At 65.7% G+C, this 23,084-nt stretch carries 15 protein-coding genes; 7 read left to right on the forward strand and 8 right to left on the reverse strand.

What is annotated here, in order from left to right; all coding sequences use genetic code 11:
• Position 1 precedes the first annotated feature (1 nt).
• From ACREBX_RS14890 to ACREBX_RS14915, 6 genes are all read right to left on the reverse strand, one after another.
• Positions 2-1,024 (reverse strand): serine hydrolase domain-containing protein, encoded by a 1,023-nt coding sequence (locus ACREBX_RS14890; protein WP_431562525.1) that lies wholly within the window; start codon positions 1,022-1,024, stop codon positions 2-4.
• Positions 1,021-2,529 carry a permease gene (locus tag ACREBX_RS14895; RefSeq protein ID WP_431562526.1) on the reverse strand — a complete coding sequence of 503 codons (1,509 nt, stop codon included), beginning with the start codon at positions 2,527-2,529 and terminating at the stop codon, positions 1,021-1,023. Before ACREBX_RS14895 ends, ACREBX_RS14890 begins: the two co-directional genes overlap by 4 nt.
• Positions 2,526-3,764: a dicarboxylate/amino acid:cation symporter gene (locus ACREBX_RS14900; protein ID WP_431562527.1), complete on the reverse strand. Its 1,239-nt coding sequence runs from the start codon at positions 3,762-3,764 to the stop codon at positions 2,526-2,528. Before ACREBX_RS14900 ends, ACREBX_RS14895 begins: the two co-directional genes overlap by 4 nt.
• Before the next feature lie 22 nt (positions 3,765-3,786).
• A complete protein-coding gene (gene dgcA, locus ACREBX_RS14905) occupies positions 3,787-4,779 on the reverse strand; it encodes an N-acetyl-D-Glu racemase DgcA (RefSeq protein WP_431562528.1) in 993 nt (330 codons plus the stop codon).
• 10 nt (positions 4,780-4,789) lie between these two features.
• Complete coding sequence (gene dgcN, locus ACREBX_RS14910; protein ID WP_431562529.1) at positions 4,790-5,812, reverse strand: N-acetyltransferase DgcN; 1,023 nt, start codon at positions 5,810-5,812, stop codon at positions 4,790-4,792.
• Between the two features lie 95 nt (positions 5,813-5,907).
• A complete protein-coding gene (locus tag ACREBX_RS14915) occupies positions 5,908-6,792 on the reverse strand; it encodes a LysR family transcriptional regulator (RefSeq protein ID WP_431562530.1) in 885 nt (294 codons plus the stop codon).
• 275 nt (positions 6,793-7,067) lie between these two features.
• On the opposite strand from ACREBX_RS14915, the gene ACREBX_RS14920 reads away from it, so the two are divergent.
• The gene (locus tag ACREBX_RS14920) at positions 7,068-8,663 is read left to right on the forward strand and encodes an N-acyl-D-amino-acid deacylase family protein (RefSeq protein ID WP_431562555.1); all 1,596 of its coding nucleotides are present in this window, start codon (positions 7,068-7,070) and stop codon (positions 8,661-8,663) included.
• 16 nt (positions 8,664-8,679) lie between these two features.
• Here ACREBX_RS14920 and ACREBX_RS14925 read toward each other — a convergent pair whose 3' ends face one another.
• On the reverse strand, positions 8,680-10,101 hold the full coding sequence (locus tag ACREBX_RS14925) for an MFS transporter (protein WP_431562531.1): 1,422 nt from the start codon (positions 10,099-10,101) through the stop codon (positions 8,680-8,682).
• 229 nt (positions 10,102-10,330) lie between these two features.
• Between ACREBX_RS14925 and ACREBX_RS14930 the strand changes: the two genes are divergently transcribed.
• Positions 10,331-11,572, forward strand: coding sequence for an ROK family transcriptional regulator (locus ACREBX_RS14930; RefSeq protein WP_431562532.1), 1,242 nt, complete (start codon positions 10,331-10,333; stop codon positions 11,570-11,572).
• Between the two features lie 2 nt (positions 11,573-11,574).
• On the opposite strand, the gene ACREBX_RS14935 is transcribed toward ACREBX_RS14930, so the two are convergent.
• Positions 11,575-12,960, reverse strand: a complete 1,386-nt coding sequence (locus tag ACREBX_RS14935) for a sugar porter family MFS transporter (RefSeq protein ID WP_431562533.1) — start codon at positions 12,958-12,960, stop codon at positions 11,575-11,577.
• A 181-nt stretch (positions 12,961-13,141) separates the two neighbouring features.
• Between ACREBX_RS14935 and ACREBX_RS14940 the strand changes: the two genes are divergently transcribed.
• The 5 genes from ACREBX_RS14940 (at position 13,142) to ACREBX_RS14960 (ending at position 22,977) form a co-directional block, all read left to right on the forward strand.
• Positions 13,142-13,969 carry a class I mannose-6-phosphate isomerase gene (locus ACREBX_RS14940; RefSeq protein ID WP_431562534.1) on the forward strand — a complete coding sequence of 276 codons (828 nt, stop codon included), beginning with the start codon at positions 13,142-13,144 and terminating at the stop codon, positions 13,967-13,969.
• Positions 13,966-15,225 carry a sugar MFS transporter gene (locus ACREBX_RS14945; RefSeq protein ID WP_431562535.1) on the forward strand — a complete coding sequence of 420 codons (1,260 nt, stop codon included), beginning with the start codon at positions 13,966-13,968 and terminating at the stop codon, positions 15,223-15,225. The genes ACREBX_RS14940 and ACREBX_RS14945 overlap by 4 nt, the downstream gene beginning before the upstream one ends.
• Before the next feature lie 39 nt (positions 15,226-15,264).
• Positions 15,265-17,631 (forward strand): GH92 family glycosyl hydrolase, encoded by a 2,367-nt coding sequence (locus ACREBX_RS14950; protein ID WP_431562536.1) that lies wholly within the window; start codon positions 15,265-15,267, stop codon positions 17,629-17,631.
• 101 nt (positions 17,632-17,732) lie between these two features.
• A complete protein-coding gene (locus tag ACREBX_RS14955) occupies positions 17,733-19,682 on the forward strand; it encodes a glycoside hydrolase family 2 protein (RefSeq protein ID WP_431562537.1) in 1,950 nt (649 codons plus the stop codon).
• Between the two features lie 295 nt (positions 19,683-19,977).
• On the forward strand, positions 19,978-22,977 hold the full coding sequence (locus ACREBX_RS14960; protein WP_431562556.1) for a TonB-dependent receptor: 3,000 nt from the start codon (positions 19,978-19,980) through the stop codon (positions 22,975-22,977).
• Positions 22,978-23,084 lie beyond the last annotated feature (107 nt).

Below are 23,084 nucleotides of genomic sequence, written 5' to 3' on the forward strand. Positions count from 1 at the left end.
ATTAATTTCGTTCGTCCCAGCCTGTAATGACCCGGTCGCCCACCGCGGGGCGCAGGGTGGTAATGCCGCTGTCGGCGTGGCGGGTCGGATGGACCCGGTTGGTGAGCAAGGTCCAGGCGAGGCCGCGATCGAAATCGATCCAGAGCCCGGTGCCGGTGAAGCCCGTATGCCCGATGGTTTCGGCCGAGCAGGCATCGCCGCCATGCCATCCGGCAAAGGCGCGTTCCCATCCGCAGGTGCGGTGGCGTTCGTTCGCGGTGCGCACCTCGGCCAGCATCGCAGGCGACAGCATCGAGCCATCGAGCATCGCGCGGGCGAAGCCGAGCACGCCGTCGATGGTGCCGAACATCCCCGCATGCCCCGGCGCGCCGCCGAGCGCGAAGGCGTTTTCGTCGTGCACCTCGCCCTTCATCACGCGCCCGCGCCAGCTACAATCCTCGGTCGCGACCGCCGGTCCGGGCGGCGGGCCGAAGCTCAGGCCCTCGCCCAGCGGCCAGTCCGACAGCGGCGCGCCGGTGATCCGCTCGATCGCGATGCCGAGCAGGATGAAATTGATGTCCGAATAGACCGGCGGTCCGTGGCGCCATTCGCGTTGCAGGACAAAAGCGCGCAGCCGCGCCGGATCGTCGCCATAGGTATAGATGGGCTCGACCGCGGGAAGAAAGCTGCGGTGCATCAGGCAGTCGCGAAAGGTCAGCCGACGTTCGGCGGCGTTCGCGACGTCATATTGGCGGAGGTCCGGTATCGCATCGGTGAGCGGCCGGTCGAGGTCGAGGCGTCCCTGTTCGGCGAGCTTGAGGATCATTATGGTGGTCGCGATCACCTTGCTGAGCGAGGCGAGGTCGAACCAGTGGCCGCGTGTCAGCGCCTCGCGCTCGGGCACGAGCGCGGCCATTCCGGCGAGACGGACGGCGCTCTGCCCGTCGGCGGACACCACCCCCAGCGCGGCACCGGGAATGCGGCCGCTCTCGACGGCTTCGAGCGCGGGGGCAAAACCCTGTTCGCAGATCGCCTCGATCGTCATGTCGGCGCGCGCCCTTTCACGCGCACGATGACGGGTAGCAGGAAGATCGCGGCAAAGCTCAGCGCCCCCGAAAGCAGGAAGAAACCGTCATAGCCGATCTGCGTCTGCATCGAGCCCGATGCGCCCGCGAGCAGGCGCGGCAGCAGGAAGGCAAAGCCCGAGAGCAGGGCATATTGCGCGCCCGGATAGGTCGGGCTGACGAGCATCGAGAGATAGACGACGAAGACCGCGCCCGCATAGCCGTTGCCGAACTGGTCGACCGCGACCGACGTGTAGAGGACAAAGGCCGAGGGCTCGCTGTGCCACAGCCAGACATAGATCCAGTTGCCCGCCGCGGCGGTGACCGCGCCGATCCCCAGCGTCCAGCCGAGCGACATCCGGGTCGACAGAAAACCGCCGAGTGCAACGCCGAGCATGCTCGCCGAGAGCGCGACGACACCATCGGCGACGCCGATCTGGTGCAGGCTGTAGCCCTTGTCGTTCCACAGCGGGTGCGAGAGCGTCAGCGTCAGTACGTCGCCCATGCGATACAGCGACACGAAGGCGAGCACCGCGAGCACGGGCGTGCCGTAACGCCAGAACAGTTCGACATAGGGCGCGGCGAAGGTCGACACGGAGCCGAGCGCATCGGCGGGCAGGCGGCGGATGCGCGGTAGGGCAAGCGCCAGCGCCGCGAAGGGCAGCAGCGCGAGGCCGAGAACGACCGGCGTGACGTTGGTCTTGGCCGAAATGCCGGCGCCTTGAGCGGCCGAGAGCAGCGCCCAGCCGAGTAGGGCGGTGATGAGCGTGGCGGCGAGTATGACGAACAGGCTGGTGAATATTCCCGCGACCAGGGCCTGCGCGCGGCCCCCGGTGCCTTCGTGTTCGGGGCGCATCGCCGCGAGGATCGGGAAGGGCAGGAAGGCGGCGAGGGCGATGACCAGATAAGCCCAGGTCCAATCGGCCCAGGCCACAACGAGGATCGCGCCGCTCCCTGCCGCGACCATCGCGCTGCGATAGCCCCAGAGGTTCGCGGCGACGATCGGCGCCTGTTCGGTCTGCGTCGGCGCGAGTTCGATGCGCCAGCCGTCGGCGGCAACCTCCAATGTCGTCGTCCAGAAGGCGAGCAGGACCGCGAATAGCGCGGTCAGCGGCAGGCTCTTGTCGCTCGACGTGAAGGCCATCGCGACCATCGACAGGAAAATGCCGAGCTGCGAGAGCATGATCCACCCGCGCCGTCGCCCCCAGAAGCTTGCGAAGCCCGGCACATCGTAACGCTCGATCAGCGGTGCCCAGGCGAATTTGAACGTCGGCAGCAACGCGATCCACGCGAAGAATCCGATGATGACAATATCGACGCCGTGTCGCGCGAGGCGCAGCGTCAGCACCGCGTTGAACATGTAAAAGGGCAATCCGGCAGAAAAGCCGAGCAGCAGATAGAGGCCGAGCAGGCGCCGCGCCGACGGCTTGGCGGGCGTTTCGTTCAGGAGCGCGCCGGCCGCCGCGTCGCCTGCCGCTGCGGTCACGCCTTCTCCTCCGGTTCGATCGCCTTTTCCCAGCGCGCGACGACGGTCGTAACCGTCAGGTTGGCGCTCGCGCTCGCGACGGTGCGCGTCATGTCGAGCAGCCGGTCGAAGGGCAGGATGAAGCCGACGACGAGCGCCGTCTGTTCGGGCGACACCCCGACCGCCGAGAGCACGGCGGCAAGCATGAACAGCGACGCCGACGGGATCGGCGCGGTGCCGAAGGCGGCGAGCGCGCCGGTGAGCAGGACGATCGCCAGCATCGACAGGTCGGGCTGAACGCCAACCGCCTGCAGTGCGAAGATGCTGAGCAGCCCGACATACATCGCGGTGCCGTCCTTGCCGATACTCGCGCCGATCGGCAGCACGGTCTTTGCGACACCGGGCGCGATACGCAGGTCTTCGAGCGCGATGCGCAGCGCGACGGGCAGCGTGGCGGCCGAGGATGCGGTCGAAAAGGCGACCGCCAGCGCGTCGACGATGGTGCGATAGAAGCGCAGCACCGGCCGCCGCGCGACGAAGGCGATGAGCGGCAGGTGGACAAGCAATATCTGGAGGATCACCCCTGCCGCGACGCCGACCGCCAGCCAGCCGATGTTCGTGAACACCGCGACGCCATTGTCGGCGACCGCTTTGGCGATCAGCGCGAGCACGCCGAAGGGGGTAATTTCCATGACGATGCGCACCAGCTGGAACAGCACATGCCCCGCCGATTGCAGCAAGTCCGCCATCGGGCGCCCCGGCTCGCCCGCGAGGATGACGCCGAAGCCGAAGAGGATGGAAAAGAAGATGATCGCCAGCATGTCGCCCTCGACCAGCGACTGGACGATGTTGACGGGCACGATGCCGATCAACTGGTCGTGCAGCGACTTGGCCTCGCCCAGCGCGTGCGGGACGGCGCTGCCGAGCGCGGCACCCTTGCCGGGCTCGATCAGCAGACCGACGATGATGCCGATCGACACCGCGCAGAAAGTGGTCGCGGCGAACATACCGACCGTGCGTGCGCCGACCGACCCCAGCTTACGCGGGTCGGCGAGCGCGGTGACGCCCGACGCGATGCTGATGAAGACGATCGGGACGACGAGCATCCGGATGAGGCGAACGAACAATTCGCCGATGAACGCGATCGCCGATGTCGCGGCGGGCCAGGCGAGCCCCAGCAGCACGCCGATCACCATCGCGCCCAATACGCGTTGCCACAACGGCACTGCGAACCAGCCGCGAAGAAACCCCGTCATCCGTCCCCCTGCTTTGATCGTATCAAATCCCGCCCCAGAAACCGGGCTGCGGGGGTGACAACAGGCCGTTCGACGCGCTGACCCCGCCCGCGCGATCCTCTGCAAGCCAGAGCGGTCCGTCAAGGTCGACGAAGCTGCTCTGCGCCGCAATCGCCCATGCCGGCGCAATCGACAGCGACGAACAGATCATGCAACCTGTCATCACACCCAGCCCGCGTGTCCGCGCTTCCTGCGCAAGGTCGAGCGCCGAGGTGAGCCCGCCGGTCTTGTCGAGCTTGATGTTCACGACCGCATAGCCATCGGGAAGACTCTCGAGATCGGCCGCGACATGCACCGCTTCATCGGCCGCGATCGGGATCGCCGATCGGAAACCGGTGAGATCGCCGTCGGCATCGGCGGGCAGTGGTTGTTCGAGCAGGTCGACGCGCAAGTCGGTCATCAGTCCCTGCAGGTCGCGCACTTCGTCGATGGTCCAGCTTTCATTGGGGTCGACGATCATTTTCGGTTTGGGCGCCGCGGCACGGACGGCCTTGAGCTGCGCGGCGGGATCGCTGCGGTCGACCTTTATCTTGAGCAGCGGCGCGTCGGCGAGCGCCGCGGCGGCGAGCGCCATGCGGTCGGGGGTGTCGAGGCTGACCGTCATTGCAGTGACGATCGGGCGGAGCGGTCGTTCGAGGCCCAACGCCGCCGCGAAATCGCTGCCCGCGAGCCGCAGTTCCAGATCCCAAAGCGCGCAGTCGACCGCATTGCGCGCGGCGCCGGCGGGCATCAGTTCAAGCAACTCGTGCCGGCCCGCGCCGTGCTCGATTGCGCCGCGCACCGCCTCGATAGCGAGGACCGTGCTCTCGGCATTCTCGCCATAGCGGGGGTAGGGGACGCATTCGCCCCGCCCGGTGACGCCATCCTGTGCGATGGCGACGGTCACAACCTCCGCCGCGGTCTTGACCCCGCGCGATATGCGAAACGGCGTATGCAGCGGCAGAATCTCGCCGGCAACGGTCAGGGTGCGGTGCATCGCCGACCGATCAGGCGGTTTCGGCGATGGCGGGCGTATCCAGCAGCCGGTCGAGGATCGCCTCGACCCCGAAGCGATAGGGGTCGCTGGTCGGCAGGCCGAATTCGGCTTCGATCTTGACGCACAGCGCAATTGCCTCGTCCTCGGCCATCGCCGAGGTGTTGAGCGCGATGCCTACCACCCGCACATCGGCGTTGGTCAGCCGCGCCACGCGCAGATTGGCGTCCAGCGTTTCGGCAATTCCGGGCAGCGGATAGTGCGGCAGGCCGCGCATATGCGGGCGCACCGGATCGTGGCAGAGGACGAGCGCGTCGGGCTGTGCGCCGTGCAGCAGGCCCGTCGACACGCCCGCGAAGGAGGGGTGATAGAGCGAACCCTGTCCTTCGATCAGGTCCCAGCCATCGTCGGTGCGTGCGGGCGAAATCTGTTCGATCGCGCCCGAGATGAAGTCGGCGACCACGGCGTCGAGCGGGACGCCGTCGCCCGCGATCAATATGCCCGTCTGTCCGGTCGCGCGGAAATCGGCGGCCACGCCACGCTTTTCGAGCGCGCTCGCGAGGCACAGCGTCGTGTACATCTTGCCGACCGAGCAATCGGTGCCGACGGTCAGCAGCCGTTTGCCCGCGCGCGGCTTGCCATTGCCGATTGGAATGTCGGGTCGCGGGTCGCGCACATCGTGGAGCTTGCGGCCGAGCCGCGCGGCGGCTTCGATCAGGCGCGGTTCGGCATTCAGCCGGTGGTGCAGACCCGATGCGATGTCGAATCCCGCCTCCATCGCGGCGAGCGCATCGACGATCAGATCCTCGCCCAGCTTGCCGCCCGCATTGGCGATGCCGAGCACGAGCGTCCGCGCGCCAGCGGCGTGCGCTGCGGCGAAATCCATGCGCGGCAGGTCCAAAGTCAGCGGGCAATCGTCGTGGCGATATTCGCCGACACAGATGTCGGGCCGGAACACGGCGAGCCCGCGCGAGGTCTTGATGTCGGCGGGGTCGCTGGAGTGGCCGAGGTAGAGAAGGTAAGGCGTTTCGATCATGGATCCGGGAAACCTGCGTGATGATGAGAGGCCGATATTATCCCTAGCTGCCGTAACGCCCCAATATCTAGCGCCCCATATCCTATAGCTTGATGCTATAGCTCCTCGATCACCGTCGCGAGCACCGCGAGGAAGGCCGACGCGGTTCGCGATGGCGGGCGGTTCTGCAGATAGACCGCGTTGATGTCGAAGGTGATCGCGGGCTGCAGCGGCCGGCTCGAGAGACCGGGGGGCAGCGCGGCATGCGCGGTGAAATTGTCGACGATCGCCATGCCGACTCCCGCACTTACCAGCGCCGCGGCGATATAATAGGTGCGCGCCGACACTACTTCGTCCAGCACGACCTCAAGGCGGCTGAGCTCGCTCGACAGCATCCGTCCGATCGGGCCGCCTTGCACCGGGCTGATGAACTTGTGCCCGCACAATTCGTCGAGGTGCAGGCGCGGCGGCGCGCCGGGCATATCCTCTTCGCGATAGACGACCACCAGCTCGCCCTCGCCGATCACCTGATGCGCGACGGGCGCCGACAAGGGCACCTCGAAACTGATCGCGATGTCGGTTTCATGCTCGTAAAGTTTGCGCACCATTTCGTCGTGATGCAGCGTCTGGAGGTCGAACATGACATCCTCGTGGTCGCCCAGAAACCGGGCGACCGCAGTGGGCATCGCGCCCAAGCCCAAAGAGGGAAGCGCCGAAATGCGGAGTAGTCCGCCGCGCCCGTGACGCAAATTCTGGCACGCCTGACGCAGCGCGCGCACCCGGTCCTGAATGTCGGACACTTCGGCGAACAGGGTGTGTGCGTCCTCGGTGGGGATCAGCCGCCCCTTTGACCGTTCGAACAAGGTCAGGCCGATCGAGCGTTCGGCATGGCGCAGTACCTTGGTCACCGACGGCTGCGACACGTTGAGCGACCGCGCGGCGGCGCTGACCGTGCCGTGCAGGAAGACCGCGTGGAATATCTCGATCTGGCGCAGGTTCATCCGGTTGCGATCCCAAAGTTGCGACACAGGGGCATAGGATTACCCGTTGTTTTGGCCAAATATTGTCGTGGCTTCGCTCTCTATGCCATCGGGTTATAGGGGGTGCAACAACGCTGTCTGGACGCGGGATGCCTGTTCGAGACATCTTCATTGCCGAAAAAGCCGACACGCGGCGTGTGCCGAATGCCGCTCGTCCTCATTCCCATGGAAGGATCACGCCGATGCCCCAGCCGCTTGCCTCGCTTTCGGTCCGTCGGACGATTGGTTCGCTTTCAATGGCCGCGGCGCTGCTCTGCGTTTCCGGAGCGGCCGCGAAGGCGGACGAGGCGGTCGATGTGATCATCCGGGGTGGCACCATCTATGACGGCGGCGAGGGCAAGCCCTTTGTCGGCGATGTCGCCATTCGGGGCGACCGGATCGTCTACGTCGGCAAGGCCGGACGCTATTCGGCGGGCAAGGTCATCGACGCGAAAGGCATGATCGTCGCGCCGGGCTTTATCGATCCGCACACCCATGCCGACAGCTTCATCCGCTCGCCCGACAAGGCGGTGCGCGTCAATGCGGCGTGGCTCAATCAGGGTGTGACCACCGTGATGATCGGGGTCGACGGGTCGGGCACCCCCGATGTCGCGGAGGATAGCGGCAAGCTCGCGGGATCGGGAATCGGCACGAATATCGTGCCGTTCGTCGGTTTCAGCCCGGTTCGCCAGCGCGTCGTCGGTCAGGACGCACGCGCCCCCAGCCCCGCGGAGCTCGACCGGATGAAGGCGCTGGTGGCGAAAGGCATGTGCGAAGGCGCCGTCGGCCTGTCGACGGGTCTCTTCTATGCGCCGCAAAGCTTTTCCACCACGGGAGAGGTTGTGGCGGTGGCGCGCGAGGCGGCAATCCGCGGCGGCATCTACGACACCCATCAGCGCGACGAATCGAGCTACAGCATCGGCCTGCTCGGGTCGGTGCAGGAAGCGATCGAGATCGGGCGGGAGGCGGGAATGCCGGTCCATTTCGCGCATCTGAAGGCACTTGGCGTCGACGTCCATGGACAGGCCGGCGCGGTGATCGCCGCGATCGACGCGGCGCGGAAGTCGGGCATCGACGTAACCGCCGACCAATACCCGTGGCTGGCATCGGGATCGAGCCTCGACGCGTCGCTGCTGCCGCGCTGGGCTGTCGACGGCGGCGGGCCGGCGCTGTTGAAGCGGCTCGACGATCCCGCCACGCTGGCACGGATCCGCGACGAGATGCAGGAGAATCTGCGTCGGCGCGGTGGGGCGAGTGCACTGCTGCTCATCGCGCAGGGCTTTCCCTGGACCGGCCAGACGCTCGAGCAGGTTGCGGCCGAATGGAAGATGGACAGCCGCGACGCGGCGCTGCGCATCATCCAGCAGAGCATCGAAGCCGGCGATCAGGGAGAGAAGGGCGGCGGCACCGCGGTCGCGTCGTTCAACATGGCGCAGGCCGACGTCGACCTGCTGATGAAGCAGCCGTGGATGGTGACATCGTCCGACGGATCGGACGGCCATCCGCGCATGTTTGCGACCTTCCCCGAAAAATATGTGCGCTATGTCCGCGAGCGGAAGGTCATCGACCTCGCGACCTTCATCCGCCAGTCGACGGGGCGCACCGCCGACATCTACAAACTCGACCGGCGCGGCTATCTGCGTCCCGGCTATTTTGCCGATGTGCTTGTCTTCGATCCCGACCAATATGCGCCGCGCGCCGATTATGTGCGCCCGCGCGAACTGAGCGTCGGTGTCCGGAAATTGTTCGTCAACGGCGCCCTCGCTGTCGACGATGGGCGGACCACCGGCGTCGCCGTAGGCCGCGCCCTGCTGCGGGTTCCCCCGTCCGGCTGTGCCGCGCATCCGGGTTAAACTTAACTCGCCTCCATCAGGCCGAAGCGGGCAAGACGGATGAGGTCCGGGCAAGCCGGATCGCGCCGATCAGCCCCGCGAGCGCGAAGGGAATGCCGATCCCGATCGCGCCCCAGGCGACGGCCGAGAGGTTGGCGATGCCGAGCCCCTCGCCAAAGCCCGCCGCGTTCGCGCCCACCCCGGCGATCGCCGCACCGATTGCGCCCCCCGCATTGCGTGCGGTGCCGATCGCGGCAGAGCCGCGCGTCCGCGATGCGTCGTCGAACGACCCGATGACCTGCTGTCCCAGGAAAGCGTAGGACATGCCGAAACCACCGCCAAGAAAAGCCGCGAAAACGCCCGTGGCGAACAGGCTTTCGCGTTCCATCGACAGGGGAATCCCGATATTGCCCGCGAGGATTGCGGCAGTCCCGAGCACGATCAGCCGTGGCTGCCAACGCGCCGATGCGCCGGAGACGGAGAGCGATACCAGCGTCCAGGCCAGCGCCTCGATGGCGACGACATAACCCGCCTCGAGCGCGCTCAGCTTTGCGCTGATCTGTAGCATGGCCGGCGCGTAAAGCGCAAAGGCGGTGCCCGCCGCGGTCGTGGCGAAATAGGTGAGATAGGCGACGCCCAGCGGGAAGGCGCTGCTACGGCGCGGCAGCAGCCCATTGTCGCTGGTGCGATCGATCGCGAACGCGGCCGTCAGCAAGACCACACCTCCCGTCACGAGGACGGCCGGGACCGACAGGCCCCCGGTCACGCCCGCGGTCGCCACGGCGCCAATGCCCAGCGCGATGAGCGACATGGTGGACAGCGGCAGCGTACTGTCGGTCCGGTGGTCGGTGGGCGGCGGAACGAGGAACCAGCTCGCCGCGGCAAACAGGACCGCCTGCGCCGCGAACAGCCAGAACACGCCGCGCCAAAGCCCCGCGTCGGCGAAAACACCGCCAAGCAGGGGGCCGGCGAGCGTGGCGATCCCCCAGGTCGCGGTGCACAGCGCGAAGACCCGCGGCAGATGGCGGCCGGGAAACAGCTGCGCCATGGCGACATAGATCAGGCCGCCGATCCAGCCCGCCGCCGCGCCCTGCACCACGCGGCCGGCGAGGAAAAGGGCGATGCCGGGCGCTGCGGCGCTCATGACGCAGCCGAGTGCGAAGGTGATGCCGGAAAGGATCATCGCCGCACGGAGGCCAATGCGTTCGGCCAGCCAGCCGGCGGAGGCGTCGGCGACGACCAGTCCGGTCATGAAGCCCGATCCGGCCCAGCCGAACCAGGCATAGCCGTCTAGCGCCGCTCCGACGCTCGGCATGATCGTCGCGGTGACGAGCGAATCGGCCGCCACCACCCAGCAGCCGAGCAGGACCAGCGCGAGCGCGGGGCCGCGGCCTCCCGAGAGCAGATCGCGCCAGACGGCGAGGCGGGGGGCAGGTCGGGCGGGGTTTTGGGTATTCATGCGCACTCCAGCGAAAATCAGCGTCGCCCGCCCTCTGCAACCTCAACTCTGGTTGAGATCAAGCGATAAAAGCGCGATCGGGCGTCAATGCCGCGGTGCGCGTCATTGACAGGAGGGCGCCGCTCCGCTTTATCCAAAATCGAATTATTAAAGCGGCTATGCTATATGTGTTGAGTCTGTTTGGCGGGGGGCGCCGGGCATTCGGATAAGCTTGAAGGACAATCCAGCGATGACCCTTAACCTTCCGGGTCGTGACCGGCGGCAATCGACAAAAAGCGGTCCCGAGGCGCGCGATGCACGGCTGACGCTCAGCCTTTCGGGCACCAATCTGGAGCGTGCGGGCGATTACAACCAGCGGATCGTGCTCCAGGCCATTCGCCTGACCGACGAAACCACGCGCAGCGATCTGGCGCGGGTGACTGGGCTGACACCGCCGACGATCGTCAACATCACCAAGCGGCTGATCGACCTGGGGCTCGTCAAGCCGGCGGGACGGTTGCAGGGCAAGCGCGGCCAGCCGGCGATGCGGATCGTCATCGATCCCGACGGCGCCTTTTCGATCGGGCTCAACATCGACCGCGATCATATCACGCTGGTGACGCTCGATCTCGCGGGCAAGATCCGCAGCCGCCACACGCGTGAGATCGCCTTCGCGCTGCCCGGAACGGTCGTCGATCACGTCCGCGACATCCTGCCCGGGCTGCTCGAAGAGGGCGGGGTCGACCGGGGGCGCATCCTTGGCGTCGGCGTCGCGCTGCCCGACGATCTCGGGCGGATTTCGCTGCCGCACCGGCCGACCGAATATGACGCCTGGGACGACATCGACCTTGGCGCATTGCTTGGCGAGGTGCTCCCCTGGCCGCTGCACGCCGATAACGACGCGGCCTCGGCGGCGCTTGGCGAAGTCCATCTCGGTAACGGCATCGCGCTTCCCAGCTTCTTTTACCTGCTGATCAGCGCGGGCCTCGGCGGCGGTCTGGTGATCGATCGCAGCTATGTTCGCGGCGCCGATTCGCGGTCGGGCGAAATCTGGGCACTGCCCGATCCGGCGCGCGGCGAGGGGGCGAATGTGCAGGACACGGTTTCGCTGTCGGCGCTTTACGCCCGGCTGGAAGCGGCCGGGCATGTCGTCGACGGGCCCGAAGCGCTGATCGATGGCCCGGCGGAGCAGGAGGCGGTGATCGTCCAATGGCTCGACGATGCCGCGGACGTGCTGGTTCAGCCCCTGATCGCGGTCAATTGCCTGATCAATCCGGCCGCGATCCTGATCGGCGGACGCCTTCCGGGCAAATTGGTCGATGCCCTCGTCGAGCGGCTCAATGCCCGGATGGCGGGGCGCAAGCTTCCCGTGGTGGCACCGGTGCGGCGCGCCGAGGCGGCCGACGATGCGTCGGCGATCGGCGCTGCGATCATCCCGTTCCTCGACAATGTCCTGCCGTCCGAATCGATCCTGATGCAGGCGGGGCGCTGATTTCACTCGATCCGCTGCGCCATCTCGTCGAGATCGACACCCCGCGTTTCGGGGAAGATCGCCGCGACGACGATGAACTGGACGACCATCGCGGCGGCAAAGATCACGAACGGCGCACCGGGCGACCATGCCACCAATATGGGGAAGATGCCGGCGATCAGCGCGTTCATCAGCCAATGCGTGCTGGCGCCGAGTGCGCTGCCGCGCGCGCGGACCGGCGTCGGGAATATCTCCGAGATATAGACCCAGATGACCGCACCCTGGCTCGTCGCGAAAAAGGCGATGAAGCCGATGAGCGCGGGCAGCATCAGGCCGTTATCGAGCGTGCCGAAAAGAACCCCCGCCGCGGCGGCGAGGCACAGGGTCATGCCGGCGGCGCCGGCGAGCAACAGCGTCTTGCGGCCCAGCCGGTCGATCAGCGCCATGCCGACGAGGGTGAATACCAGATTGGCGATTCCGATCAGCACCGCCTGGCGGTCGGGCGACAGCGAACCGGCGCGCGCGAAGATGTCGTTCAGATAATAGAGCACGGCGTTGATGCCCGCGAGCTGGTTGAACATCGCGACAAGGATCACGAGCATCATCGGCCGCCGATGGCGGCGCCACGAAAGCTTCTCGCCCGGCGGGTCGCGTTCGAGCGCTTGCTCGACGCGGCTTAGTTCAGCCTCGGCGGCGTCGGGCGCCGTGCCGATCCGTGCGAGCGCGATGGCCGCTTCGTCGCGGCGTCCCTTTGCGACGAGCCAGCGCGGGCTGTTCGGGATCGCGAACAGCAGGACGAAGAAGAGCAGGGCAGGGGCGGCGGTGACGCCCAGCTTCCACCGCCACGCCGTCTCTCCGCCGACCACCCCCGCTATCGTCGCGTTGCTCAGATAGGCGACGAGAATGCCGGTCACGATCATCAGCTGGAACAGGCCGACGAGGAATCCGCGGTGTCGCGGCGGCGCGATCTCGGCGATATAAACCGGCGCCAGCACCGATGAACCGCCGATCGCGAGCCCGCACATGAAACGGAAAATGAGGAACATCGGCCAGCTGGGCGCCAGCGCGCAACCCAGCCCCGCGATGAAATAGAAGGCGGCGAGGATCCGCAGGCTGTCGCGGCTGCCGAAAGCATCGCCGGGCTTGCCCGCGAACAGCGCGCCGACGAGGGTGCCCCAGAGCGCCGCCGATACGGTGATGCCGAGCGTTTCGGGGGTGAGCGCGAACAGATAGGTCAGGTCGCCCGTCACCCCCGCGATGACCGCGGTATCGAATCCGAAAAGGAGACCGGCCAAGGCCGCCGTCCCGATCGCGGCGGCCAAAGTGCCGCGGCCTCCCGTGCCGCGACCTCGCGGACGCTGCGGTCCGCCCGGCACCGGAAATGCTTCGCTGTCGTGCTTGCCTGTCATCACTCTCTCCGACGGATCGGGCGTCGGCGCCCCTCCTGATTGCCCGCAGGCATGCCACAAAGGCGATTTCGATCAAATAAATTAATTTTCATTATTATCTTGACGACGGGCGCCCGGCCGGGGCAGTTTTCCAAAAATCAGGCCCGCACCGGAACGGCGGTTGGGCAACAGGGAGAGGTTCGTGCCGGCGACATTGCTTGCGACGCATCGCATGGAAAAGCCCTGGGGGCGCCATCAGCTATGGGGTCCGTTCCCTGATTCGCCCGCAAGCGGCGAACCGGTCGGCGAAATCTGGTTCCAGGCGCCCGGCGACAGCACGCCCGATCTCCTGATAAAATATCTCTTCACCAGCGAAAAATTGTCGGTGCAGGTGCATCCGGACGACGATCAGGCGCATGCGCGCGGGCTGCCGCGCGGCAAGGACGAATGCTGGCTGATCCTGGGCGCCGCGCCCGATTCGGTCATAGCGCTCGGCACAAAAGCGCCGGTCGACGCGGCGGTGCTGCGCGACGCCGCGCTCGACGGCAGCATCGAGCAGTTGCTCGACTGGAAACCCGTGAAGGCGGGAGATTTCTTCTACGTCCCCTCGGGCACCGTGCACGCGATCGGCGCGGGGCTGACGCTGATCGAGGTGCAGCAGAACAGCGAGACGACTTACCGCCTCTATGATTATGGCCGTCCGCGTGAGTTGCATCTGGAGGACGGCATCGCGGTGTCCGATCCGCGACCCTATGCGCCCTATCCGTCGCCCGGCCGTATCGACGACGATCGCACGATCCTCGTCCATGGGCCGAAGTTCGTGCTCGAGCGGCTCGCGGGCGGCGGCCGCACGATTGCGCTGCCGGACGACGTCACCGCGTGGCTGATCCCGGTCGCGGGCAAGGGCGCCGTTGATGATGTCGCGTTCGACGCGGGTGAATGTCTGGCGCTCACCGGATCGGTGCAACTCGATGCCGATGCCGGGGCCGACCTGTTGCTGGCCTATCCGGGCAAGGAGAGATTCGCATGACCGTCGGCCGATCGGGGCCCGCCTGGACCTTCGCCTATGTCACGATGCTGTTCTTCGTCTGGGGCGCGGTGACCGCGGTCAACGACATCCTGATCCCGGCGGTGAAGGCGATTTTCGCGCTCAGCGATACCGAAAGCTTCCTCACCCAGTTCGCCTTTTTCATGGCCTATGGCGTCGTCTCGCTGCCCGCTGCGGCGATCATGGGGCGACTCGGCGCGGCCAATTCGATCATCGTCGCACTCGCAACGATGATCGTCGGTTGTCTGATCATGCCGCTTGCGACCGTGGTGCGCGAATATTCGATCGTGCTCGTCGGGCTGTTCGTGATCGCGTCGGGGATCACGCTGCTGCAGGTCGCGGCCAATCCGCTGTCGGCGTCGCTCGGCCGGCCCGAACGCTCGCATTTCCGGCTGGTATTGAGCCAGGCGTTCAATTCGTTCGGCACCGTTATCGCGCCCTATCTCGCGGCGCGGACGTTGCTGCAGGGCGGGCTGTTCGAAGCGGGGCCGGTGACCGAAGCGAAGATCGCCTATTCGCTCGGCCGGATCGACGTCGCCTACATCTTCATCGCGGCGGTGATTGCGGTGCTCGCGATGTTCCTTTACCGCGTCCGCCACGAGATCACCGCCGCCGCGCCGCCGGTCGAAACAGGCGCACGTGTCTCCAGCGCCTTCGCCTCGCCCTGGGCGCTCGCCGGCGCGCTCGCGATCTTCCTCTATGTCGGCGCCGAGGTCGCGATCGGCAGCGCGATGGTCAATTTCCTCGAGCAGCCCGATGTGTTCGCGATCAGCGCGGTCCAGGCGGGCAGCCTCGTCAGCCTCTATTGGCTCGGCGCCATGATCGGGCGGTTCGTCGGCTCGGGCCTGCTCTACAAACTGCCCGCGGGCCCGTTGCTCGCGGTTGCCGCCGTCGCGGCGGCGCTGCTCTGCCTGACCATCAGCCAGATCAGCGGGCCGGCCGCGGGCGTGCTCGCGATTTCGGTCGGTCTGTTCAACTCGATCATGTTCCCGGTGATCTTTTCGCTGACGATCGAGCGGTCGACCGCGCCGGCGTCGGCGACATCGGGGCTGCTCTGCATGGCGATCGTCGGTGGTGCACTCGTGCCACTCGTCTTCGCGCAGGTCGCCGATGCCAGCGGCAGCCGCTTCCTCGCCTTTCTGGTGCCGATGGCCTGTTACCTCGTCATCGCGCTGTTCGGCTGGCGCGCGGCGCGGGCGCCGGCGCGGACGACCAGCTTTGCAAGTTCGCCGCACTGACCACGCAATCAACGAAAATATTCAGGGAAGAGGGTCGCAATGAACAAGGGTATGAATTCGAGCCGCATGCGAAAGCTCGGCGCAATCATGGCGTCGTCCGCCGCGATGTTGCCGCTCGTTCTGGTGCTTTCGCCGGTGGCCGCGCAGCAGAAAACCGGTCAGTCGCCGGTCGAACTCGCCGACCCGCTCGTCGGCACCGCGCCGCTCGACGATCCGAAGCTGATCGGCAATGCGCCGCCGCCGGGCGAGCCGGTCTATTCGGGGCAGACCTCGCCGGGCGCGCGCCTGCCGCACGGCTCGGTCGAGGCGGCGCCGGTGAACAATAATATCGAGCTTCTCTATCCGAACGGCGTCCCCGTCCCCTATTATTACACCAACCCTACGATGATCGGCTTCACCGGCGGCGGCGGGCCGACCTATGGCGGCGGCGCCGAGCCCTTCATCATGCCCGTGGTCGGCGACTGGTCGCCCCCGCCCGCGTACAGCCAGTCATATTATGACAAGTCGCGCGAAAAGGCGTCGCCGGGCTATTATTCGGTCTATCTCGACAGCTTTCGCACACAGGCCGAACTGACTGCGACGCGCTGGGCGAGCGTGATGCGCTTCACCTTCCCTGCGAGCGAGCGGTCGAACATCATCGTCAACCTGCCGCGCCACGGCGGGTCGGTCGAGGTCGTCGGCGACCGCATCGTGCGCGGCAAGTCAAACGACAATGACAGCACCGACGGCGCCCATTTCGTCGCAGAATTTTCGAAGCCCTTCGCCGCGCTCGGCACCTTCCGCAAGGCACCCGGCGACAATATCGGCTGGGGCATCGGCACCAGCGACGTGAAACCCGGTGGGCGCGAGATGTCGGGCAGCTATGCCGGCAGCTATGTGACCTTCAAGACCAGGGCCGGCGAACAGGTGCTGGTGAAGATGGCGCACGGCACCAGCTATGAGCAGGCCGCGCAGCGGCTCGCCGCCGAAGTGCCGGGATGGGATTTCGACGGCGTCCATCAGGCAGCGCAGGGCACTTGGGCGCAACTGCTGAACCGCGTCCGCGTGACGGGCGGCACCGACAAGCAGCGCAAGCTCTTCTACTCGACGCTGTTCCAGTCCTTCGCCTCGCCGCGCCTGATCGCGGCAAAGGGCGAGAAATTCGCCGACACCAATGGCAAGGTGCAGGTCGCGACGCACGACCGTTACGGTCCGGTTCCCTTCTGGGATACGGGGCGCAACCAGATCGTGCTGCTCGAACTGATGGAGCCCGAAGCGGTCCAGAACATCATGGCGTCCGAACTCGCGATGGCGCGCGAGAAGGGCTTCATGAACACCTCGTTCCACGGCGACAATGCGGTGTTCCTGTTCCTCGGCGCGTGGGAGCGCGGCATCGAATTCGATTATGCGGCCGCCTACGAATATCTGCGCAAGAATGCGACCGACCCAAAGGGCCCGCGCGGCTATCTCGCCGAATATATGAAACAAGGCTGGATTTCGGACATCGTGCCCGATCATAATCCCAGCCCGCCCTATGCCGGCGGCAAGGCGGGCGCGGACAAGACGCTGGAATATGCGTGGGACGATTATGCGCTCGCGCTCTACGCGAAAAAGCTCGGCAAGGACGCCGATTACAAGATGTTCCTCAAACGCGCGGGCAATTACGTCAACGTCTTCGACAAATCGATCGGCTTCATCCGCGGGCGCACCGCCGACGGCAAGTGGATCGCACCGTTCGACCCGCAGGAACCCTATTATAATTTCATGATGAAGGAAGCGTCGGGCTGGTCGACCTTGTGGCTCGCGCCGCATGACGTGCAGGGACTGATCGACCTCATCGGCGGGCGCGATGCGTTCAATGCCAAGCTCGACGAGTTTTTCACCAAGCCGTACAACCCCACGGGCATCTGCCGCGATTGCACCGGCGTCATCGGCCAATATGTCCACGGCAACCAGCCCGACCAGCAGGCGCCCTATTATTACAACTGGAGCGGCCAGCCGTGGAAGACGCAGGCGCTGGTGCGCCAGATCCTCGACAAGACCTATGCCAGCGATGCTGCCGGTTACGGCTATCCGGGGATGGACGATCAGGGCGCGACCTCGTCATGGTACGCACTCTCGGCGCTCGGCTTCTATCCGGTCGACCCGTCGAGCCAGGATTATATCATCGGCAGCCCGGTGTTCGACGACGCCAGCCTCGACATGGGAAATGGCAAGACGCTGCGGATCGTCGCGCGCAACAATTCGGCGACCAATGTCTATATCCAGTCGGCGACGCTCAACGGCAAGCCGTGGAACAAGCCGTGGTTCCGTCATGACGACGTCAAGGACGGCGCGACCTTCATCTTCACCATGGGCGCAAAGCCGAACAAGGCGTGGGGCGCCGCGCCCGGCGCCGCGCCACCGTCGATGTCGCGAAAGCACTGACCCAACCCCATCGCCCCCGCCGCCCCCGCGGGGGCGCGAGCCCAGGACCCACCTCATCCCCCTAAGGGTCCTGGGCTCCCCCAAATCGACAGGACAGATCCATGCGCAACCTTTTGATCACCGCATCTTTTCTCGCGCTCGCGCCGGTCGCGGCGCACGCGCAGACCGCCGCGGTGCCCGCCGCGGACGCCGTCTACACCAGTGACCTGATGACGCGCTGGGGCAAGGAGGTGACGCCCGAAAACGCGTGGCGCCTCTATCCGCGCCCGCAGTTGGTGCGCGATCGCTGGGTCAATCTCAACGGCCTGTGGGACTATGCCATCGCGCCCAAGGCGGCCGGGCGGCCGGCGGCGATGGACGGGAAAATCCTTGTGCCGTTTCCCGTCGAGTCGAAGTTGTCGCGCGTCGCGCGCAAGGTCACGCCCGACGACCGCATCTGGTATCGCCGCAGCTTCACCGTCCCCGCCGACTGGCGCGGCCAGAATGTCATGCTCAATTTCGGCGCGGTCGATTACGAGGCGACGGTGCGCGTCAACGGATCGGTCGTCGGCTCGCACAAGGGCGGATTCGACGCCTTCGGCTTCGACATCACCCCTTATCTGACGGCGGGTGCGAACGAGCTGATCGTCGAGGTCACCGATCCGACCAGCGCGGGCACGCAGCCGCGCGGCAAGCAGATCCTCGACCCTGCCGGCATCTGGTACACCGCGGTCAGCGGCATCTGGCAGACGGTGTGGATCGAGCCGGTGCCGAAGCTCCATATCGCCGAGGTGCGCGCGACCCCCGACATCGATCGCGGCACCGTCGACGTTGCCGTGGCGCTCTCCGGTTGGGCGAGCGACAATGACGCGGTGCGGCTGACCGCGAGCGCGGGCGGCAAGACGATCGCCTCGACGATCATTCGCGCCAACCGGCAGGCGACGCTCGCTATCCCGAACGCGCATCTCTGGTCGCCAAGCGACCCTCACCTCTATGACCTCAAGGCCGAGCTGGTGACGATCGCCGATCCCTATGCGGGCGAAGCCGAGCGCGACCGCAAAGCCTATGACTCGCGATTCACCGACCATGAGAGCCGCGTCTATGCGAAGGCACAGGTCCAGGGCGCGCCGCGCGACAGCGTCGCTGCCTATTTCGCGATGCGCAAGGTTTCGGTCGGACCCGGCCGTGTCGCGGGACAGCCCGCGATCCTGCTCAACAACAAGCCTTTGTTCCAGCACGGCACGCTCGATCAGGGCTGGTGGCCCGATGGGCTTTATACGCCGCCGTCCGAAGAGGCGATGAAGAGCGACATCGTCTTCCTGAAGAAGGCGGGGTTCAACATGCTGCGCAAGCATATCAAGGTCGAACCCGCGCGCTACTATCACGACGCCGACCGCCTCGGCATGCTGGTCTGGCAGGACATGCCCTCGGGCGGCGGCGAGGATCAATATCTCGCCGGCACCAGCCAATATCAGGCGATCTTCCCGTCGGAGACGATGGCCGAGCAGCAGAAGCAATTGTCCGAAATGATCGGCGAGCTGCGCGCCTTCCCCTCGATCGTGACATGGGTCGTCAACAACGAAGGGTGGGGCCAATATGACTCGGCGACCCTGTCGCGCTTCGTGAAGGGGATCGATCCGACCCGGCTGGTCGACGCCAATTCGGGCTGGCTCGACGTCGCGCAGAAGGACTCCGACATGCTCGACATCCACACCTATGAGGACGTGCCGAGGACGCCGCCGCTGCAGGCCGACCGCGCGATCGTGCTTGGCGAATATGGCGGGGTCGGCTTCCCGGTGCCGGGGCATATCTGGAAGCCGGGCAAGGGCAATTGGAGCTATCAGGTCGCGCAGGACGAGAAGGAATATCTCGTCCGCTTCCGCCGCAAGATGGAAGGCGTGATCCGGCAGGCGAAGGAGGCCGGGCTGAGCGCGTCGGTCTACACCCAGACCACCGATGTCGAGGACGAGATCAACGGGCTTCTGACCTATGACCGCGCGGTGCCGAAGGCATCGGCGGAGGCGTTGGCTGAGATCGCCGCGCCGCTGTGGAAGGACCCGACTCCGGACTGACCGGTTGCGGGCGAGATCGTGATGGCACCTGCCGTCCTCGGAGTCGGGGATCGCGGGCGTGGAGCCGCATGGCCATCGGTCGATTTACACGGAAAACTGCGAAAAATTGCGCATTTGTCGCGACTTCGGAACGATTCATCGCGTCCCTCCACCGGCTCGAAAAATTTATTTTGACAAATTGTTTTTTATATTCTGATAGAGGCTCAACGGGTCCGATGATCCGCTGCTCGGTGACCCCGAAGGCGCCGAATAACGAGTGGGGGCGAACAGCCCCTCGAACAGGGAGGTCGATGTGATGAAGGCAGGACAAATCCATTCAGCGAAAGCGTCGCGGCGCGAGCGGCTGGTACGCGAACTGATGCTGAGCGCGGGCACGCTCGCTGCGCTGTGCAGCGCCGGGCAGGCCCATGCGCAGGCGGCACCGACGCCGCAGCCGCCGGCGGACGAAACGGCAGAGGCGGCGCCGGGCGATGCGATCGTCGTCACCGGCTATCGCAAATCGATCGAGCAGAGCCTCGAGCAGAAGCGCGAAGCGAACGCGTTGATCGAAGTCATTACCGCCGAGGATATCGGCAAATTCCCCGACAAGAACGTCGCCGACGCGCTGCAGCGCGTTCCCGGGGTGATCATCACGCGCGACGGCGGCGAGGGCAGCCGCGTCAGCATCCGCGGCCTGGATAGTGGACTTACGCTGACACTACTCAACGGCAATTTCATCGCCGGCGCCGACAGCGGCGATCCCCAGCGCTCGTTCAACTATGTCCTGCTGCCGTCGAACTTCATCGGCAGCACCGAAGTGTACAAGTCGGCCGAAGCGCGGCTCGAAGAGGGCGGCGTTGGCGGCACCGTGATCCTGAACACCCGCCGTCCGTTCGACCTGCCGGCCTGGTCGGGTTTCGTCTCGGCCGAAGGCACCTATTCGGATACGACCAAGAAATTCGACCCGCAGATCGCCGGGCAGATTTCGTGGAAAGACCCCGAAGAACGCCTCGGTTTCCTCATCGGCGCGACCTATCAGGAACGTGCGAACCGCGAGCTGCGCGGCTCGACCGAAACCTGGCGCTGGTGGAGCGACCGCGACGCGAACGGCGACATCATCACCCCCGCGACCGACGTCAACGGCAATCCGTTCGAGAATGACGACGCGATTTCCTATTGGCCCGGCACCGGCGTGACGGGTCAGGACGGCAAGCATTATTCGGGTTATTGGGCGCCGCAGTCGGTCAACGCCGAAGTCTTTTCGCAGCAGCGCAAGCGCCTTGGCATCCAGGCGACGGCGCAGATGCGTCCGATCGAAAATCTGACCGTCACCGCCAATTATTTCCGCTTCGACTACAAGAGCAACTTTCAGAGCAATGTGCTCAAGATCCCCGAATGGGGGTACGGCAATTTCTTCACCGCGCCGACCTTCGACGAGAGCGGCACGATCTTCCAGTCGGCGAATTTCCAAGTGCCCGCAGCGGGGACCGGATGTTCGGCCAACGCGACGCCATGCACGATGGAAACGCCGCAGATTGCGGGCACCTACAGCCGCGAAAAGCAGGTTTCGAACACGTTCGAGACCGAAGTCGCCTGGAATCAGGACAATTTCGACGCGGTGCTGAAATTCGGCAAGACGCGCGCGACCGGCGGCCCGTCGATGCGCTTCGGCGTCGCCGCGAAGCCGCGCCTGACGGTGACCGGACAGGAGCAGAACGGCAATTTCCTGAGCAACTGGGATTTCACCGGCGGCAATTTGAACATGGAGTTCTCGCCCGAGCTGCAGGAAAATATCAAGAACGGCATCGCCCAGATCGACGTCGGCTCGACCGGGTCGGGCTTTACCAACAGTGCGATCTCGCAGCGTTATGCACAGCTCGATCTCGTCCGCCGCTTCGACAGCTTCCTCAGCGCGTTCCGCGTCGGCGGCAAGTGGCGCGAGATGAGCATCCACCGCGAAACCGGCCGCAACGAATGGTATGCCGATCCGGCGACCAAGCGGCGCTATCAGGACACGCCCGCGGGCGCGGTTGCGCGGCCCGAATATTTCTATGACAAGCCGATCGGCAACATTGCCGGCGGGTTCGGCGCGAACCTGTTCCCGGGCATCAATTTCAACAATTATCTCGACTATATCAACGACACCTATGGCCCGTCGGTGCGCGTCCCCGAACCCAACAACACCTATGACCTGAAGGAAAAGGTGTTCGCCGGCTATGTGCAGGCCGATTTCGAGGCCGGCCCGCTGCGCGGCAATATCGGTGTCCGCGTCGCGCACACCAAGCAGTCGGGGCTGACGTCGGATCGCCTGCAGTTCCTCAACGATTATTGCGTCGACGGTCCAGGTGGTCCGCTCGATCCGAACGTGCCGATCGGCCCTGACGGCAATTGCCAGGTGCTGCCGCTTTCGCAGCGCGAGGTGATCGTCAACACGCAGGTCGATCAGTCGAAGAGCTACACCGACTGGCTGCCCAGCCTGAATGTCGTCTACGAAGTCACCCCCGACATCGTCGTGCGCGGCGCCGTCGCCAAGGTGATTGCGCGTCCGTCGTTCAACGATCTCGGATCGCAGCGTTCGCTCACCTATCGTTCGGCGGCCTATGCCTTCGATCGCGGCCAGTTCGGCGAGTTCGAAGGCTGGTCGGGCAGCGGCGGCAACGCCGACCTCCAGCCCTTCTCGGCTTGGCAGTACGACCTTGGCGTCGAATGGTATTTCAAGCGCGGCTCGGTGCTCGGCGTCAGCCTGTTCCGCAAGGATGTGTCGGACTTCGTCGTCCCGCTCGTGCTCGACGTGACGCGCGAAGTGAACGGCGAGCAGGTGCTGATCCAGCCTTATTCGACCGTCGCCAACGGTTCGAATGCGGTGTCGCAGGGCGTTGAAATCTACGCCCAGCACACGTTCGACTTCGGCCTCGGCGCGCAGGTGAACTTCACCTATAACGACACCTCGGTCGCCGACATCACGCTCGACGGCGAAAAGGTCGGCGAATCGCCGCTGGTCGGCAGTTCGAAGACGCAGGTCAACGCGTCGGTCTTCTACGAAACCGACAAGTTCCTCGTGCGCGCTTCATACAATCGTCGCGGCGAAAAGGTCGAAGGACTCTCTTCGGGCCTCAACATCTACACCGACCCCTATGAACAGGTCGACATCAACGCCTCGTACGAGCTGATGGACGGATTGATGCTCACCGCGTCGGTCATCAACCTGACCAAGTCGGAAGAACGTCAGCACCTTGGCAACGACACCAAGGACCGTTTCGTCCGCAGCAACTATTTCGGCCGCCGCGCTTACGTTGGCGTTTCGTACAAGTTCTGATGGGGCCCATACCCCAGCTCTCCCACTTGGGTGGCTCCGCAAGGAGCCACCCACCTCTTTCCGGGCGAGCGGGTATGACTATTATAATGAGCGAAACGGGGAGCGGC

Origin of the sequence: Sphingopyxis sp. (assembly GCF_050725655.1) — a bacterium.
Lineage (GTDB): Bacteria > Pseudomonadota > Alphaproteobacteria > Sphingomonadales > Sphingomonadaceae > Sphingopyxis.